Here is a 15,544-nt window from a genome sequence, read left to right as displayed (position 1 = left end):
TATTCTGGCAATAGATGAGAATAGTTTTCATTTAATATCATTTCGGCAGATACTCTCATCATCAACAGAGGGAGCCGCCATCATGAAAAAGACCATCAGCTTTGCCATCCTGCACTTCGGTGTCGCCTTTACCGTGGCCTACCTGCTGACCGGTGAGCTGCTGACCGCCAGCCTGATCGCCCTGATCGAGCCCGCCGTCAACACGGTCGCCTTCTACTTTCATGACCTTGGCTGGCACAAGCTCAAGCCAAATCACAGCCTGCAAGCCAAGACCAGCAGCTTCGCACTGGTCCACTTCTCGGTGGCCTTCGGCGTCGCTTACCTGCTGAGCGGCGAGCTGCTCACCGGTGGCGTGATGGCGATGATCGAGCCTGCCATCAACACAGTCGTGTTCTTCTTCCACGAGCGGCTGTGGCGCAGCCGCCAGCAGCTGGCACTGGCCTGAGGGAGGGGCTGTGGCCCTTCCCCACGCCTGAACAAGCTTCTCTCCCCTGGCAAGGCCCCCCTTGCCGTACTGACCAATTTGTTGATCCCGCCCCAACATTTATCACCTCGCCCTTCCCCTGCGCCCCTCTCTCGCTACCATACCCGAATGGCAATCCAAGCCTCGTCGGAGTCACCCATGAGCCCTCTCCGCCATCCCCGTTGGTTACAAAACAGCAGACTGGAGGCTGAAATTCAGGGGCGGTAGCCATGCCATCGGCTTGCCAACCCCTGCCGCTCACAGCAAGGGGCCGGCCGGCGACTCATCCACAACATGCAAAGCAAGGTGGTGTATGGAAACACAAACATTGCATCGCGGTCGGCTGATCGACCATCTCCAGCTGGTGGTGAAAGACGTGGCCACCAGCCAGCGCTTTTATACGGCCGCACTGGCCGTCCTCGATATTCCCATAGGCGGCACCGGTGAGGGTTACTTCTGGGCCGACGAGCTGTTTGTCACCGCCATCGACAGCCCGGCGGCGCTGGGGGCATTGACCGGCCGCCATCACCTCGCCTTTCAGGCGCAAGACCGCACCACAGTGGATCGCTTCTATCAGGCAGCGCTGGCCCATGGCGGCTCGGACAACGGTGCCCCCGGCGAGCGCAATTATCACCCCGGCTATTACGCCGCCTTTGTACTCGACCCGGACGGCAATAATATCGAAGCGGTTTATCACGGCGAGGCAAAGCGCAGCGCGGAGTCGGTGGAAATTAGGTTTTAAGAAAAATTCTTAGCAGATATTATCTTAGAACCTTACCTATAAAGATACTACTTTGAGCTACATCTTAGTCAGCACAGTAGGTGTTAAAATTGTGAGGTCCACGACTCAATGACCTCAAGGTTGAATATATATAGCAATGAGCTGCTTTCACATGAGAAAATGTACACCTAAGATATACTCTGGCTTCTTGGCTTTCATAACGTTTAATTAAAACATCTACATACTTATCTACAAACCTCTAATGTGACTTTAATAAATAGGGTAATTTCATGCTTCTTAATATAGATACAAAGACTCGTCTCGCAGAAAAAAGGTTAGCCAAGCGCCTTCAAGATTTTGGATTTGATGAGAGAGGATTACAGGATATACTTTTCAAAACTATAGACCGTCTTTTCCCAGAAGACGAGCTTCTCCTTCTGATGCAGTCACGTATGTGGCAGGAGGAGCCCGATTTGATGGCACTCAATAAAGAAGGTGATTTATTTATATTTGAATTGAAGGCTTGGGAAGCCGACAGTTCGAATTTATTGCAAGTTTTAAGATACGGGCAGATATTTGGCAATTCCACATATCAAGACTTGGATACCATATATCGTCGTTCATTTGGCCATGGGCAGAGTCTTAAGTCTGCACACACAGAAAAATTTGATGTCTGCCTAGACGAGACACAATTCAACCAAAGACAGACATTTATAGTAATGACGAACGGCATAGATCATAAAACAAGAGAGGCAATCCAGTATTGGAGGAAGTCAGGTTTAGACACTAGACCTTGGGTTTACAGAATTTATTCAGGTGATCCCGATGAAATGATACTTGAAATGTCTCCATTTAGGGTTGAGGATAATCCATATGAAGATTTTTCGGAAGGCTATTATATTTTAAACACAAATATTAAGAATAGTAAGATTGATCATAGATCAATGCTGTCAGAAGGAAAAGCCTCTGCATACTACGATCCTTGGAAGTACAAAATTGAGAGACTCGAGAAGGGCGATGTTGTCTATCTCTACCAATCAGGAGTCGGAATAGTTGCGTTTGGTGAGGCCGATGGAAAACTAATAAAACGCCCTTACCAAGATAATCCGGATAAAGTTGATGAAGATTACTCCATGAAGTTGAATAGATTTCAGAAAGTAACGCCACCACTTTCAGCAGCAGAGATAAAACAGATTACAGGTGTAAATTATGTATTCATGGGGACTATGTTTGGCTTAGATGCGGAAAGTGGTAAAAAAATAAAAAGATTCATTCTTGAGAAAAGGCTTACAAGCAGCTGACAAAGTGTTAGATAAAAATATCAATCGGTTTGGTGGTTTATTATAGTTCTGAGTTAATGAAAGCAGTCACAAACAACCCGAATGAAAAATATAGCTATCACCTGACACCAGCTTAGAGCCAGGGCCTTACTTTAACTCACTCCAGAAATATTTTTACTACCGTGCCAATTTCAATCTACATTCTCGCCCTGACCTATTTCCGTTTGCTGGCGTAGGGAGTTCTCCCCCCTTCCAAATACCATATAAAAAAGCCCCGCTATGCGGGGCTTTTTGTTATGTAAACCATCCAACTCAGTTGACCGTAACCGGCTGACCCAGCGCATCCGGCGGGGTCTGGAACTCGCGCTCGGCGTCGTCGAAGCGCTCCAGCATGGCCTTGGAAGGGGCCTTGTCCAGCAGGCTGAACACCACAATGGCGAGTCCGGAGAAGAGGAAGCCAGGGATGATTTCATAGAGCCCCAGCCAACCGAACTGCTTCCAGACGATGACGGTCAGGGCGCCCACCAGCATGCCCGCCAGGGCGCCGTTGCGGGTCATCCGCGACCAGAGCACGGAGAGCAGCACCACGGGGCCGAAGGCGGCACCAAAGCCGGCCCAGGCGTAGCTCACCAGCCCCAGCACCCGGTTCTCCGGGTTCATGGCGACGGCGATGGCGATGAGCGCAATCACCAGCACCATGGCACGGCCCACCCACACCAGCTCCTGCTGGGAGGCGTTCTTGCGCAGGAACGGCTTGTAGAGATCCTCGGTGATGGCGCTGGAGCAGACCAGCAGCTGGCAACTGAGGGTACTCATTACCGCCGCCAGGATGGCGGAGAGCAGCACACCGGCAATCCAGGGGTTGAACAGGATCTTGGAGAGCTCGATGAAGACCCGCTCCGGGTTGCCGGTGACGCCGGCCGCCTGTTCGGTGAAGGTGGAGAAGTAGGCCAGGCCGAAGAAGCCGATGGCCACGGCGCCACCCAGGCAGAGCACCATCCAGGTCATGCTGATGCGACGGGCATTGGCCATGGAGTGGTGGGAATCCGCCGCCATGAAGCGCGCCAGGATGTGGGGCTGCCCGAAGTAACCCAGGCCCCAGGCCATCAGCGAGATGATGGCGATGAAGTCCAGGTTCTTGAACATGTCGAGGTTGCTGGCGTTCTGCGCAGCCACCTGCACCATGGCGGTGTCGATGCCGCCCACCGCGATGATGACGAACACCGGGGTGAGGATCAGGGCGAAGATCATCAGGGTGGCCTGCACCGTATCGGTCCAGCTCACCGCGAGGAAGCCGCCGAAGAAGGTGTAGGTGATGGTGGCCGCGGCACCGACCCAGAGGGCGGTGTCATAGCTCATGCCGAAGGTGCTCTCGAACAGGCGGGCACCAGCCACCACGCCGGAGGCGCAGTAGATGGTGAAGAACAGCAGGATCACCAGGGCGGAGAGGATGCGCAGCACCCGGCTCTTGTCCTCGAAACGGTAGGTGAAGTAGTCCGGCAGGGTCAGGGCATTGCGGTTCTTCTCGGTATGCACCCGCAGCCGGCCGGCGACCCAGCGCCAGTTGAGGTAGGCACCCAGGGTGAGGCCGATGGCGATCCAGCTCTCGGAGATGCCGCCGATGAAGACGGCGCCCGGCAGGCCCATCAGGAGCCAGCCGCTCATGTCGGAGGCGCCGGCGGAGAGGGCGGTCACCCAGCTCCCCATCCGGCGGCCGCCGAGAATGTAGTCGTCAAAGTTGCGGGTGGCGCGATAGGCGATAAAGCCGATCAGGACCATCCCGAGGATGTACACCAGAAAGGTGATGAGCATGGGTGTGCTGGCTGTCATTCAAAACTCCGTTATGTGACGTGTGTACCCGTTCTGACGACGGGCTCTTCCTTAAAAAAACCGCCCTAGCTTAATCAGCAGATCCCATGACCTCAACCTTTTTTAACAAACAGAAAACACAATATAAACGTTTCATCTTTAACCAACAGACCAGCTTTGCCCCGTTCCGCCAGATTTTATCCTGACGCAGCAACTGCTTATCCGCCGGGCACGATCAGTGGCAGAGCCCCGCCACGGCCGCAAAAAAAAGCCCCGACCAGAGGTCGGGGCCATCTCGGCAGGTGCCAATCAGCGATTGATCGCGATCGGCATGCCGCTGCGCTGCTCCAGCGCCTGCTTGACCAGCTGGGAATCGCTGTCGGCGTGGGCAATGAAGCGGGTCACCGCCGGGGTCATCGGCAGCGGCGCAGGCAGGCTGGAGTTGAACTCCTCCTGATTGCGGGAGAGCGGCTGATGCACTTCCAGGTAGCGGCGGCCATCCGGCTCGACACTGGCCTTGATCGGCTGGTTGACGAACTGCACGCGGGTACCGACCGGTACCTTCTTGAACAGGTACTCGATGTCGTCGTTGCGCAGGCGCACGCAGCCGTGACTCACCCGCAGGCCGATGCCGAACTGGGCGTTGGTGCCGTGGATGGCGTACATCTTGCCGATGTAGAGCGCGAACAGCCCCATGGGGTTGTCCGGGCCTGCCGGCCATACTGCCGGCAGGCTCTCGCCACGGGCGGCATATTCGGCATGCATCTTGGCGGTCGGGGTCCAGGTCGGGCCCGCCTTCTTGCGCTGCACGCTGGTCACCCAGTTTTCCGGGGTATCGGTACCGAGCTGGCCGATGCCGATGGGCAGCACTTCCACCACCTTCCTGCCTTTCGGGTAGTAGTAGAGGCGCATCTCGGCCACGTTCAGCACGATGCCTTCACGGGGCGCATCCGGCAGGATCAGCTGGTGCGGCACGATCAGCTTCTCGCCGGTCTGCAGCAGCAGGGGATCCGCCTTGGGGTTGGCCTCCAGCATGTTGGTCAGCCCCAGCTGGAATTTGGCGGCGGCGGCCTCCAGCGGCTGGCCGTTTTCTTCGGCCGGGACCACGTATTCCAGATTTTCACCCACCAGGCGGCTGTTGGCCGCAGGCAGGGCGTATTCAACAGCGAGCGCAGGCGCGGCGCCCAAGAGGAGGCTGCAGCACAGCGCGGCCGCAGTAGTGTGGAGGAGCTTCATAACTTTCCTGTAATGGATGACGTGGTTCAAGACTCTGGGCTGACCCGGGAACGGCGGGCGATCCGGGGGGCGAAGAGAAGGCCGCCATTTTTCTCCTCTGCCGGGCAAATTTCAACTGACAAGTGGCGGCGGGTCAGCGATTAATATCGCTTTTTTTATCCGCCGCCAGTCCCTGCCGGTCGGTGGTTTATCCCTTTTGCCAGGCGCGCATATCGTAACCTGTGGGAGATTGGTGCAACCGCAGATGAAATTGCTCAATGATGGCAAAGATGTGGTCGAAAATGTCGGCCTGGATCCCTTCGTAATCGGCCCAGGCGGTGGTCGCCGTGAAGCAGTAGATCTCCAGCGGCAGGCCGTCCGAAGTCGGAGCCAGCTGGCGCACCATCAGGGTCATGTCCTTGCGAATGCCGGGGTGGGCGCGCAGGTAGGCGTCCAGATAGGCGCGCAGGGTGCCGAGGTTGGTGAGGTGGCGGCCGTTGATGGGGCAGCTGATGGCGTCGCTCAACTGCTGGTTGTAGGCGCTCAGCTCCTGCTCCTTGCGGCTCAGATAGGGCGCCAGCAGCTGGGCCTGCTTGAGCTGCAGCTGCTCGTCCACCGTCAGGAAGCGCACGCTGGTCATGTCGATGTTGACGCTGCGCTTGATGCGCCGACCACCCGACTCCGTCATCCCCTGCCAGTTCTTGAAGGAGTCGGAGATGAGGGCATAGGTGGGGATGGTGGTGATGGTCTTGTCCCAGTTCGACACCTTGACCGTGGTGAGACCGATGTCGGTCACCTCGCCGTCGGCGCCGTACTTGTCCATCTGCAGCCAGTCACCGACGCTCAGCATCCGGTTGGCGGAGAGCTGGATGCCGGCCACCAGCCCGAGGATGGGGTCCTTGAACACCAACATCAGCACTGCGGTCATGGCACCCAGACCGCTGAACAGGAACAGCGGCGACTTGCCGAGCAGCAGGGCGATCATCAGGATGCCGACCAGTATGCTGCCCACCAGCTTCACCCCCTGGAAGATACCGCGCAGGGGCAGATCCCGCCCGAGCCGGGTATAGCGGCTCACCGACAGCATGCAGTCGAGCAGGGCAAACAGGGAAAGCAGCAGGAACAGCAGGATCCAGAGCTGGGCCACCATCTCGATCAGTTGCAGGCTGTCGGAGTTGCGTGGCAGCCAGATCTCGGCCTGGCCGAGCAGCACGGCCCCCTGCAGCACGAAGGCGAGCCGGTAGAACAGCCGCTGCTGCAGCTGGGGCGGCAGCCACACCTGCTTGGTCTTGCCGAGCACCCCCACCAGCCGCACCAGCAGCACCCGGTGCAGCAGCATGTGCAGCAACAGCGAGGTGAGCACGATAAAGCCCAGAGCGATCACTAGCCCCATCATGCCGGTTACCTCCAGCCCGAGCCCGGCCAGCCAGCGAAAAAACATCTCCTTCATCCCATCCTCCTGTGCGTGAAACTGCGGTCAGGGTACGTATCTGCCACCCCATGTCAAATGACAGCCGGCGCCACGGCCGCCACAAACGACAACGCCCGGCAGGGGCCGGGCGTTGTCTGGGAGCGAGGGGGCGTTAGCCGACCAGGCTCAGGGCATCGCGGGCGATGACCAGCTCTTCGTTGGTGGGCATCACCAGCGCCAGGCGGCTGCCTTCGGCCGTGATGGGGCCTTCACCACCCAGCACCGCGGCGTTGTTGGCTTCCTTGTCGATCTTGAAGCCGAACAGGGCCAGACGGGCCAGCACCATCTCGCGTACCATGGCGGCGTTTTCACCGATGCCGCCGGTGAACACCAGGGCGTCCAGACGACCATCCATGGCGGCAGCGTAGGCGCCGACATACTTGGCCACCCGGTAGGTGAACACGTCCAGCGCGCGCTTGGCACCGGCATCGGTGGCGTAGTTGGTGGTGACGTAGCGGCAGTCGCTGCTCGCCTCGGTCATGCCCAGCAGGCCGGACTCGCGAGTCAGGGTGTGGTTGATCTGCTCCACGCTGTAACCGAGCTGGTCGTGCATGAAGAAGACCACGGCGGGGTCTATGTCGCCGGAGCGGGTGCCCATCGCCAGCCCTTCCAGCGGGGTCAGGCCCATGGAGGTGTCGACGGATTCGCCGCCACGGATGGCGCAGACGGAGGCGCCGTTACCCAGGTGGCAGTTGATGATGTTGAGCTCGGAGAGCGGCTTGCCCAGCGCCTTGGCGGTCTCTTCCGCGATGAAGCGGTGGGAGGTGCCATGGGCGCCGTAACGACGGATGCCGTTCTCTTTGTAGAGCTTGTAGGGCAGCGCGTAGAGGTAGGCTTCCTCAGGCAGGGTCTGGTGGAAGGCGGTGTCGAACACGGCCACGTTCTTCTCTGCCAGCGCCGGGAACACCTTGAGTGCGGCACGGATGCCGATCAGGTGCGCCGGGTTGTGCAGGGGAGCGAACGGAATGGCGGCTTCGATGCCGGCAATCACGCCGTCATCGATGCGAACGGAACGGGAGAACTGCTCGCCACCGTGCACGATGCGGTGACCGATGGCCACCAGCTGCTCGGCCAGGGTCGGATCCTGCGGCAGGATGTGACCCACGATGTGGTCGAGGGCCTCCTGGTGCGCGGCGCCCGCGCCCAGCATGGCTTCGCCCTTGACCCCGTGGAGTTTCCATTTGATACGTGCATCATCCAGATTGAAGCATTCGGCCAGGCCGGACAGCATGTCCTCACCTGTTTCGGCGTCCATTACGGCAAATTTCAGGGAAGAGCTACCGCAGTTAAGGATCAATACCAACTTGCTCATGTTCTACATCTTCCTGTGCTTCGGCTTTATGCCGACAGTGTCGTGTCATCCAAAGTGGATGGGATTCCCCTGCCGGGGGCTTATGGTCGCAGGAAAGTGCGCCCAATTTTTCAATATGTTAAGTGCAAATCCGGATGGTTCCGGGCACTCGTCTCAGCCAGGCTGCGCCAGCGGTCACAGGCCGGCCAGCAGATCCCGGTGCACCTTGACCACCAGCTTCTTCACCTGAGCCGGCTGGTTGGGGGTACAGAGGGGGCGATGCAGTTCTCCCGGCCAGAAGATGGCGAAGTCGCCGGGCTGCAAGGCCAGATAACAGGTCTGTTCGTCCTCGACGAACCAGAGGTCGGGATGGGGATGATCGGCGCCCTCGGCAACATAGCCATGGGGCCCGACCCCGATCCACTCTTCGCCACGCAGCAACAGCTGGATGTCCAGATACTGCTGATGGAACTCGCCACGGCGATCCGCGGCCGGCTCGGTCAGTTCTTCGCTCACCAGGCAGAACAGCGTGAGACCGTCGATCTCCTGCTTGCCAAGCGGCGCCTGCAGCCACTGTTCGACGCTTTGCACCACCTCGACCATGATGCGGTCCAGCGGGGCGGGTAGCGGCGTGCGCTGCAGGGTGTTCAGACTGCCGGTGATCATGGCGCTTCCTTAGGTGTATTCAGGCGACATCTTAGCCGCAAAATGAAAAAGGACCCTGTTGAGGTCCTTGTGTCACACCGCCTGCAATCCGTGCAGACAGAGATAGAGCATTTGCTCGTATCAAGCGGGATGAGTGCACTGTTACACACTCATCCGCGGCTTGCCAAGAGGCGCAAGCGCGTTCGCCCAGTGATCGTACCAGCTGAAACAATATTATTCACTACTCCAGCACCGTCGACTTTGACCAGACGCAAAAACGGGAGCATCTGCTCCCGTTTTTTTCGCATTACCCGGTGATAACCGGTGCCATTCAAGCCTTGCCGGCGTTCTCCACCGGCTTGGCGTACATGGCGCGCCAGATGGCCTTGTGCTCTTCCGGCACCTCCGACTGACGGCTCAGGAAGGCAGCCTGCTCGATGGTGTTGGCCTTGCCTGCCACATCGGCAGCCAGGTAGTTGCCCGGGAAGAGGCGGTAGTTGCCCCAGATAGCCTTGTCGATCAGCGCAGCCAGCTCGTCCGGATCGCTGAAGCCCTCGGTGATGGGGGCACCGAAGGAGACATGTACCCTCCCCTTCTGGCCGACGATGCCGGCGACAATGCTCTCGATGTCTTCGAACTCGCCCTTCTCGTAGCTGCCGTTGACCGACTTCTCGTACAGCTCGCGCGCCTTGGCCTTGTCGGTGGGATCCAGCTCGTAGCTGATGCTGACCGGCACGATATTGAGGCTGCGCATGTAGTCGACGAACTCGATCTTCTGCTTCTTGCCGTCCACGTAGAACATCTTGAGGATGGCCGGATCTGTCTTGTCATCGCCGTTCTTGGCGCGCCCTTCCTTCTGGGCAATCCAGATGGAGTGGCCTTCGTGCACCGACTGGCCGATGTAGGCCGACAGCTCGCCGAGCGCCTTCATCATCTCCCGCGGCCCCTTGGCGGAGCGCTTGACGATGAAGCTCTTGTTGAGCTTCATCAGCTCGGTGGCGCAGGGTTTGCGCAGCAGGTTGTCGCCGATGGCAATGCGCACGGTATCGAACCCATGGGTGTGCAGCCCCCAGTTGACGAACGCCGGATCCATGGCGATGTCCCTGTGGTTGGAGACGAACAGGTAGCCCTGCTCCTTCTTCAGATGCTCGAGCCCGGAGAAGGTCACCCCCTGGGTGGAGGTGGCGATCATCCGGCTCATGTAGCGGGTCACCCCCATCTGCACCTGATGGATGGTGGTCACCTTGGACCACTTGTAGCGCAGGAACTGGCGGATCAACGGGCGGATGGCCCAGCCCAGCCAGCTCATCAGGGAGCCGAAACGATACTTGGCGATGGCGCCGACAAATTCATCATCCCGGATCAGCCGTTCGATGGCTGCCGGCACTTCCTCATCGCGGTAGGGGCGAATGTCCGCGAATCTATCTACTTCAGTCACAGTGTCAGCCTTGCAGGTAAGGAGTCGCGGCCAGCGCGCGCTGGCCGGAAAATTCAGGGCGCAATTTTACACGCTTTTATGCCGAGGGGTATGTGGCGTGCGTAGATAGTGAGATCTGACCAGTGAAATGAACAAATGGCCCCGTTCGGACCATTCTTTTTACTCTTCCACCGTGAACGAGAGCATCATGCCGGTATCTTCGTGCTCCAGCAGATGGCAGTGGGCCATGTAGGCCCGCTCCCTGGGCGCCGTGTGATCGAAACGTACCAGCACCTCACTGCGCCCGCCCTCCACCTTGACGATATCCTTCCAGCCGGCGCGATGGGGGGCCACCGGCTGACCGTTCTCGCTCAGGATCCGGAAGCGAGTGCCATGGATATGGAAGGGGTGCAGCATCATGTCCCCCTCCCCCGAGATGATCCAGCGCTCGGTACGGCCGCGCTTGACCGCAAACTGCGGGTCGTTCATGGCGAAGGCCTGGCCGTTGATGCGGTTGCCGCCGTGCAGAACCAGCGGCCTGGCACTGCCCTTGTCCTCCTGCATCCCGGCCATGGTGTCGTGCTGCATCTCGCCCGGTTGGGCCTTGAGCAGGAACACGCCGCTGGCGTCCGCCTCCAGCAGCGCAGGAATCGGCAGGGCTGGGCGCTCGGCGGCAACCACCCGACCCCACCAGGGCAAGGCGCCGGCGATACCGACGGCGGTGGAGAATTTGAGAAAATCGCGGCGCTGCATGAGTCGTTCCTCGTTGGCCAAAGCGGACCTTCAGCCTAAGCAGCAACCCTGCGGCAAGGTCAAGCCCTGCCGAACCGGCAACCGGACAATGTCTGGCTTATCCGTTTGCCAGCAGAGCCATGGTCGTCAAGCCAGCGCCAGAGTGACTGCCGCCTCGGCGTGGATGGCGGTGGTTGCGTCGTAGAGCGGCACCGTGGCGCCGGCATATTCCAACCCACTATCTGCCCCACCTGCTTGCCAGCAGAGCCATGATCGTCAAGCCAGCGCCAGGCTCACCGCTGCCTCTGCATGAATGGCAGTGGTATCGTAGAGCGGCACCGCGGCCTCGGCCTCCCCCACCAGCAGGGCTATCTCGGTGCAGCCGAGGATCACCGCCTGGGCTCCCGCGTCGGCCAGCGCGGCGATGATTGCCAGATACTCGGCCCGCGATGCCTCGCGAATGTCGCCAAGGCACAGCTCGTCATAGATGATACGGTGTACCCGCTCCCGCTGCGCCTCGCCGGGCACCAGCACCTCCAGCCCGAATTTGTTCTGCAAGCGCCCCTGGTAGAAATCCTGCTCCATGGTGAAACGGGTGCCGAGCAGGCCGACCCTTTGGATCCCGTCCGCTTGCAGCTGACGCGCGGTGGCATCGGCGATATGGAGCAGCGGGATGTCGATGGCGGCCTCGATCTCGGGCGCTACCTTGTGCATGGTGTTGGTGCCGATAAGCAGAAAATCGGCGCCGCCGGCCTGGATGGCCCGCGCCTCGGCCGCCAACAGACGGGCGGTGGCGGGCCAGTCGCCGATGTGCTGCAACCGTTCTACCTCGGCAAAGTCGACGCTGCTCAGCAGCACCCGCGCCGAGTGCAGGCCGCCCAGCCGCTCGCGCACGCCCCGGTTGAGCGCCTGATAGTAGCTGACGGTGGACTCCCAGCTCATGCCACCCAGCAGACCGATACATTTCATGGGACCTCCTTGTGTAAGCCGATCGTGTGAATCAATCGTGCAAAACGATCGTGTACACCATTGTGCAAATCAACCTGAGGGCGGCGCGCGTCATCGCACCGCCCCGTGAATAAAAAAGGCCCCGCAGGGCCAACAAGACAGCCGGTAAAGGCCCGGGCGAAGGCCCGGACTAAATCCAGATCATCAGCACGCAGGCCGCCGTGGCGACCCCCATGCCGAGATTGAAACGACGCCAGCCTCTGGCGGTGCGAATGAGGCGGCGCACCTGGGCACCGAACAGCACCCAGAAGGCCCCGGTATAGAGGCCGGTCACGAAGAAGATGCCGAGCACCCAGATGGCGGAGGGCCAGTAGGCCTCCCCCGCCAGGGTGAAACCGCTGATGGCGGAGAGCGCCATCATCCACGCCTTGGGGTTGAGCAGCTGCAGCATGGCTCCCTGATGGGCCGGGATGAGCGGCCGGTTGCCCTCGGCCGGGCCGCTGGCGGTCGCCACCTTCCAGGCCAGCCAGAGCAGGTAGGCCGAGCCGATGAGCTTGAGCCCGTCGTGCAGCAGCGGCAGCTGCTCGAACATCACCCCCAGCCCCAGCGCCGTGGCCAGGATCATCAGGTTGATCCCCCCCACCACTCCCACCAGCAGGGGCACGCTGCGGCGAAAGCCCTGGGCCGCACCGGCACTGGTGAGCAGCATGTTGTTGGGGCCCGGCGTACCGCAAGTGATGAGGGCAAAGCCCGCCAGGGGAAGCAACCAGTTTAGATCCATCTCAACCTCTTGATGATGCAGGGGCCGACTCGGCGACAAGCCTTCTAATATGCAGAGCCGGTGCCCGTCAGACAAGGCCGTAAATGCACTTTCTTCGCATCTTTATGCGGCCCCTGGCGGCACTCAGTACCAGAGCATCACCACGCAGAGCGCAGTCAGCGCCCCCAGGCTGCCGTTGAGGCGGCGCCAGCCTGTGTCGGTGTTGATCCAGCGACTGAGCTGATGACCGAACAGCACCCAGGCAAAGCAGACTGGCAATCCCGCCATGGGGAAGACGGCCATGATGCCCCACAGACTCGGCCAGTAAGCACTGCCCGGCAGACTGAACAGACTGATGGCGGAGATCCCCATCATCCAGGCCTTGGGGTTGAGGAACTGGAAGCCCAGCCCCTCCAGCAGGGTCAGCGGGCGCGAACGTCGTTCCGGATCGCCGGGGGCGCCGGCCACCGCGATGCGCCATGCCAGCCACAGCAAATAGAGGCTGCCCAGCACCTGCAAGCTCAGCTTGAGCAGCGGCCAACGCTCGAACAGGGGATAGAGCCCCAGCGCCAGCACCAGTTGCAGGACGGGTTGTCCCACCACGACACCGATCAGATGGGGCAGGGTGCGGCGCACCCCGAAGTTGGCGCCGGATGCGGTCAGCATGAGGTTGTTGGGGCCCGGCGTGCCACAGGTGAGCAACGCAAAGCCAAACAGGGTGGCATACCATTCGATCGTCATTTTTGTACTCCTGAACTGCGCACATTGTATCGATACAATGTGCCACTTTTGGTTGTTATAGGGTTCAAATTCACGCTATATTGCCGATACATTTCGATCAATGGATTTATTGTCACCATGACAATCTGGACCCCGGACCTCACCCCCTTCGCCGGCCCCCTCTACCTCAAACTGGTGAAGGCCATCGAGCAGGCCATTCAGGACGGCACCCTGCCGCCCGAGACACGGCTGCCCACCCACAGGGCGCTGGCGGACAAGCTGGGCGTCACCGTCGGCACCGTCACCCGCGCCTATGGCGAAGCGGAGCGGCGCGGGCTGCTGGCCGCCCGGGTAGGCCACGGCACCTGGGTCAAGGGGGAGCATGAGGATCCGGCCAACGCCTGGGTGATCCGCAAGGAGGAGGGGCACCGCATCGAGTTGTGGCAGAACCTGCCGGTGCAGCTGGATCGGGCCGCCATCATCCGCCCCATGCTGGCGGAAGTGGCGGACGGGGATCTCAATCCCCTGCTTGGCTATCACAAGGAGGCGGGCCAGCCGAACCAGCGCCAGCTCTTTATCGACTGGCTGACCGAACAAGGGGTGGCGGGCAGCGAGGAGTATCTGCTGTTCAGCCACGGCGCCCAGCACGGCATCATGCTCTCCCTGCTGGCCACCGGCTGCGTGGGGGAGACCCTGTTCTGCGAAGGGCTTAGCTACCCCGGCATGCTGGGCAACGCCCGTCAGCTGAAGAACCAGGTGGTGGGACTGGCGATGGACGCAGAGGGGCTGTTGCCAGATGCGCTGGAGGCGGCCTGCCGTACCCGCCGTGCCAAGCTGCTCTACCTCACCCCCACCCTGCAAAATCCCACCACCGCCACCATGAGCCTGGCGCGGCGCGAGGCCATCGTCGCCATCGCCCGTCGCCACGACCTGTTGATCATCGAGGACGACGTCAACGGCCTGCTGCCCCAGCAACCGGTGACGGCGATGGTCAACCTGGCGCCGGAACGAGTCATCTATCTGGGCAGCCTGGCCAAGATCGCCTGTGGCGGCCTGCGGGTTGGCTTCGTGCTGACCCCGCCGGCCCTGCGCGGTGCCTTCGCCCAAGCGATGCGGCTGTCGAGCTGGATGGTGAGCCCGCTGCTCATCGAGCTGGCCTGCAAGCTGGTGAGCCAGCGCCAGATAATGCCATTGGTCGAACAGCAGCGGCAGATCCTGGCACGTCGCGGCGAGCTGCTGCGCCACCTGCTGCCGGGGGCCTGCTGGCAGGCGGGCTCCATGCACGCCTGGCTGCCGCTGCCGGAGCCCTGGCGCAGCCAGGAGTTCGCCGAGGCCGCCAACGCCCTTGACGTCGGCGTGGCCAGCGGGGAACACTTCGCCGCCGGCCAGTTCGCCGCCCCGCAGGGAGTGCGGCTGAGCCTGAGCCAGCCAGCCACCGACGCCCGCGTCGCCGAGGGGCTGGAGCGGCTCGCCGGCCTGCTGCGCGCCGCGCCGCCCACCAATACCCTGCTATAGTCAGCCCCGGCCCAGCCCATCCGTGCGCTCAAAGGAGAGCCCATGCACCCGACCCGCGCCCCCTTGTTGCTCCTCACCCTGCTGCTGGGGGGCTGCGCCGCCCCCGCTCATCAACAGCTGGGAGCCGCGCTGAGCGGGCTGGAGGGGGAGTTGCAACGGCTGGAGGAGGAGCTGGCGGCCATGAATGGCCTGCACTACCAGAAGGCGATCGATGCCCCCCTCAGCCTGCGCCGCCGGCTGAGCACCCCCGTCCCCACGGCGGAAGGGCTGCTGCCCAGCCGCAGCACGCTGACAGATGGCCCCCTGCTGCGCTACGACTACCGGCTGCCGGCCGGCATGGCCAGCCTGCCCCTCACCGAACCCTGCCTGCGCTACGAATTCGAGCTGCGCCACCTGGGCCGCCTCGGTCAGCTCGCCCTGCACTGGCAGGGGGCGGCGGGCTCGGGGGAGCAACTGCTCCAGCAGCGCGACTGCCCCTTTTCGGCCAAAGGGCCCGGTCTGCAGTAAGCCCGCTGGCGGCCTACCTGCCCCTATGGTCAGTTGAAAGGGGCGAAGGC

14 protein-coding genes and 2 pseudogenes are annotated in these 15,544 nt (G+C 61.0%); 5 read left to right on the top strand and 11 right to left on the bottom strand.

Annotated elements, in window-relative coordinates:
• Positions 1-82: 82 nt before the first annotated feature.
• From AACQ43_RS15630 to AACQ43_RS15620, 3 genes are all read left to right on the top strand, one after another.
• On the top strand, positions 83-445 hold the full coding sequence (locus AACQ43_RS15630) for a DUF2061 domain-containing protein (protein ID WP_168967814.1): 363 nt from the start codon (positions 83-85) through the stop codon (positions 443-445).
• Between the two features lie 331 nt (positions 446-776).
• Positions 777-1,205, top strand: coding sequence for a VOC family protein (locus tag AACQ43_RS15625; protein WP_168967813.1), 429 nt, complete (start codon positions 777-779; stop codon positions 1,203-1,205).
• Positions 1,206-1,474: 269 nt separating this feature from the next.
• Positions 1,475-2,485, top strand: coding sequence for a hypothetical protein (locus tag AACQ43_RS15620; RefSeq protein ID WP_168967812.1), 1,011 nt, complete (start codon positions 1,475-1,477; stop codon positions 2,483-2,485).
• Between the two features lie 291 nt (positions 2,486-2,776).
• Here the strand turns inward: AACQ43_RS15620 and putP are convergent, their stop codons facing one another.
• From putP to AACQ43_RS15570, 11 genes and pseudogenes are all read right to left on the bottom strand, one after another.
• Positions 2,777-4,294 carry a sodium/proline symporter PutP gene (gene putP / locus AACQ43_RS15615; protein WP_011707325.1) on the bottom strand — a complete coding sequence of 506 codons (1,518 nt, stop codon included), beginning with the start codon at positions 4,292-4,294 and terminating at the stop codon, positions 2,777-2,779.
• Between the two features lie 288 nt (positions 4,295-4,582).
• On the bottom strand, positions 4,583-5,509 hold the full coding sequence (locus AACQ43_RS15610) for a L,D-transpeptidase family protein (RefSeq protein ID WP_146061069.1): 927 nt from the start codon (positions 5,507-5,509) through the stop codon (positions 4,583-4,585).
• A 187-nt stretch (positions 5,510-5,696) separates the two neighbouring features.
• A complete protein-coding gene (locus AACQ43_RS15605) occupies positions 5,697-6,938 on the bottom strand; it encodes a mechanosensitive ion channel family protein (RefSeq protein ID WP_041216554.1) in 1,242 nt (413 codons plus the stop codon).
• Positions 6,939-7,071: 133 nt separating this feature from the next.
• Positions 7,072-8,271, bottom strand: a complete 1,200-nt coding sequence (locus AACQ43_RS15600) for an acetate kinase (protein ID WP_043160403.1) — start codon at positions 8,269-8,271, stop codon at positions 7,072-7,074.
• 174 nt (positions 8,272-8,445) lie between these two features.
• Positions 8,446-8,916, bottom strand: a complete 471-nt coding sequence (locus AACQ43_RS15595) for a YhcH/YjgK/YiaL family protein (protein ID WP_168967811.1) — start codon at positions 8,914-8,916, stop codon at positions 8,446-8,448.
• A 310-nt stretch (positions 8,917-9,226) separates the two neighbouring features.
• Positions 9,227-10,333, bottom strand: a complete 1,107-nt coding sequence (locus AACQ43_RS15590; RefSeq protein WP_060390729.1) for a 1-acyl-sn-glycerol-3-phosphate acyltransferase — start codon at positions 10,331-10,333, stop codon at positions 9,227-9,229.
• Between the two features lie 159 nt (positions 10,334-10,492).
• Positions 10,493-10,900: pseudogene (locus AACQ43_RS15585) on the bottom strand (multicopper oxidase domain-containing protein); the annotation flags it as partial.
• 93 nt (positions 10,901-10,993) lie between these two features.
• A pseudogene (locus AACQ43_RS22240) lies at positions 10,994-11,065 on the bottom strand (twin-arginine translocation signal domain-containing protein); the annotation flags it as partial.
• 255 nt (positions 11,066-11,320) lie between these two features.
• Entirely contained in the window at positions 11,321-12,013 is a 693-nt protein-coding gene (locus AACQ43_RS15580; protein WP_168967809.1) for an aspartate/glutamate racemase family protein, read from the bottom strand.
• Positions 12,014-12,182: 169 nt separating this feature from the next.
• Positions 12,183-12,773, bottom strand: a complete 591-nt coding sequence (locus AACQ43_RS15575) for a LysE family translocator (RefSeq protein ID WP_017411093.1) — start codon at positions 12,771-12,773, stop codon at positions 12,183-12,185.
• Positions 12,774-12,896: 123 nt separating this feature from the next.
• Positions 12,897-13,493 carry a LysE family translocator gene (locus tag AACQ43_RS15570; protein ID WP_076361781.1) on the bottom strand — a complete coding sequence of 199 codons (597 nt, stop codon included), beginning with the start codon at positions 13,491-13,493 and terminating at the stop codon, positions 12,897-12,899.
• Between the two features lie 117 nt (positions 13,494-13,610).
• On the opposite strand from AACQ43_RS15570, the gene AACQ43_RS15565 reads away from it, so the two are divergent.
• Positions 13,611-14,987, top strand: a complete 1,377-nt coding sequence (locus tag AACQ43_RS15565; RefSeq protein WP_076361782.1) for an aminotransferase-like domain-containing protein — start codon at positions 13,611-13,613, stop codon at positions 14,985-14,987.
• A 42-nt stretch (positions 14,988-15,029) separates the two neighbouring features.
• On the top strand, positions 15,030-15,494 hold the full coding sequence (locus AACQ43_RS15560) for a hypothetical protein (RefSeq protein WP_168967808.1): 465 nt from the start codon (positions 15,030-15,032) through the stop codon (positions 15,492-15,494).
• Positions 15,495-15,544: the final 50 nt, after the last annotated feature.

The organism is Aeromonas sp. DNRA1 (genome assembly GCF_963888745.1).
Taxonomy (GTDB): domain Bacteria; phylum Pseudomonadota; class Gammaproteobacteria; order Enterobacterales; family Aeromonadaceae; genus Aeromonas; species Aeromonas hydrophila.
This window is presented reverse-complemented; position numbering and strand designations above follow the sequence as displayed.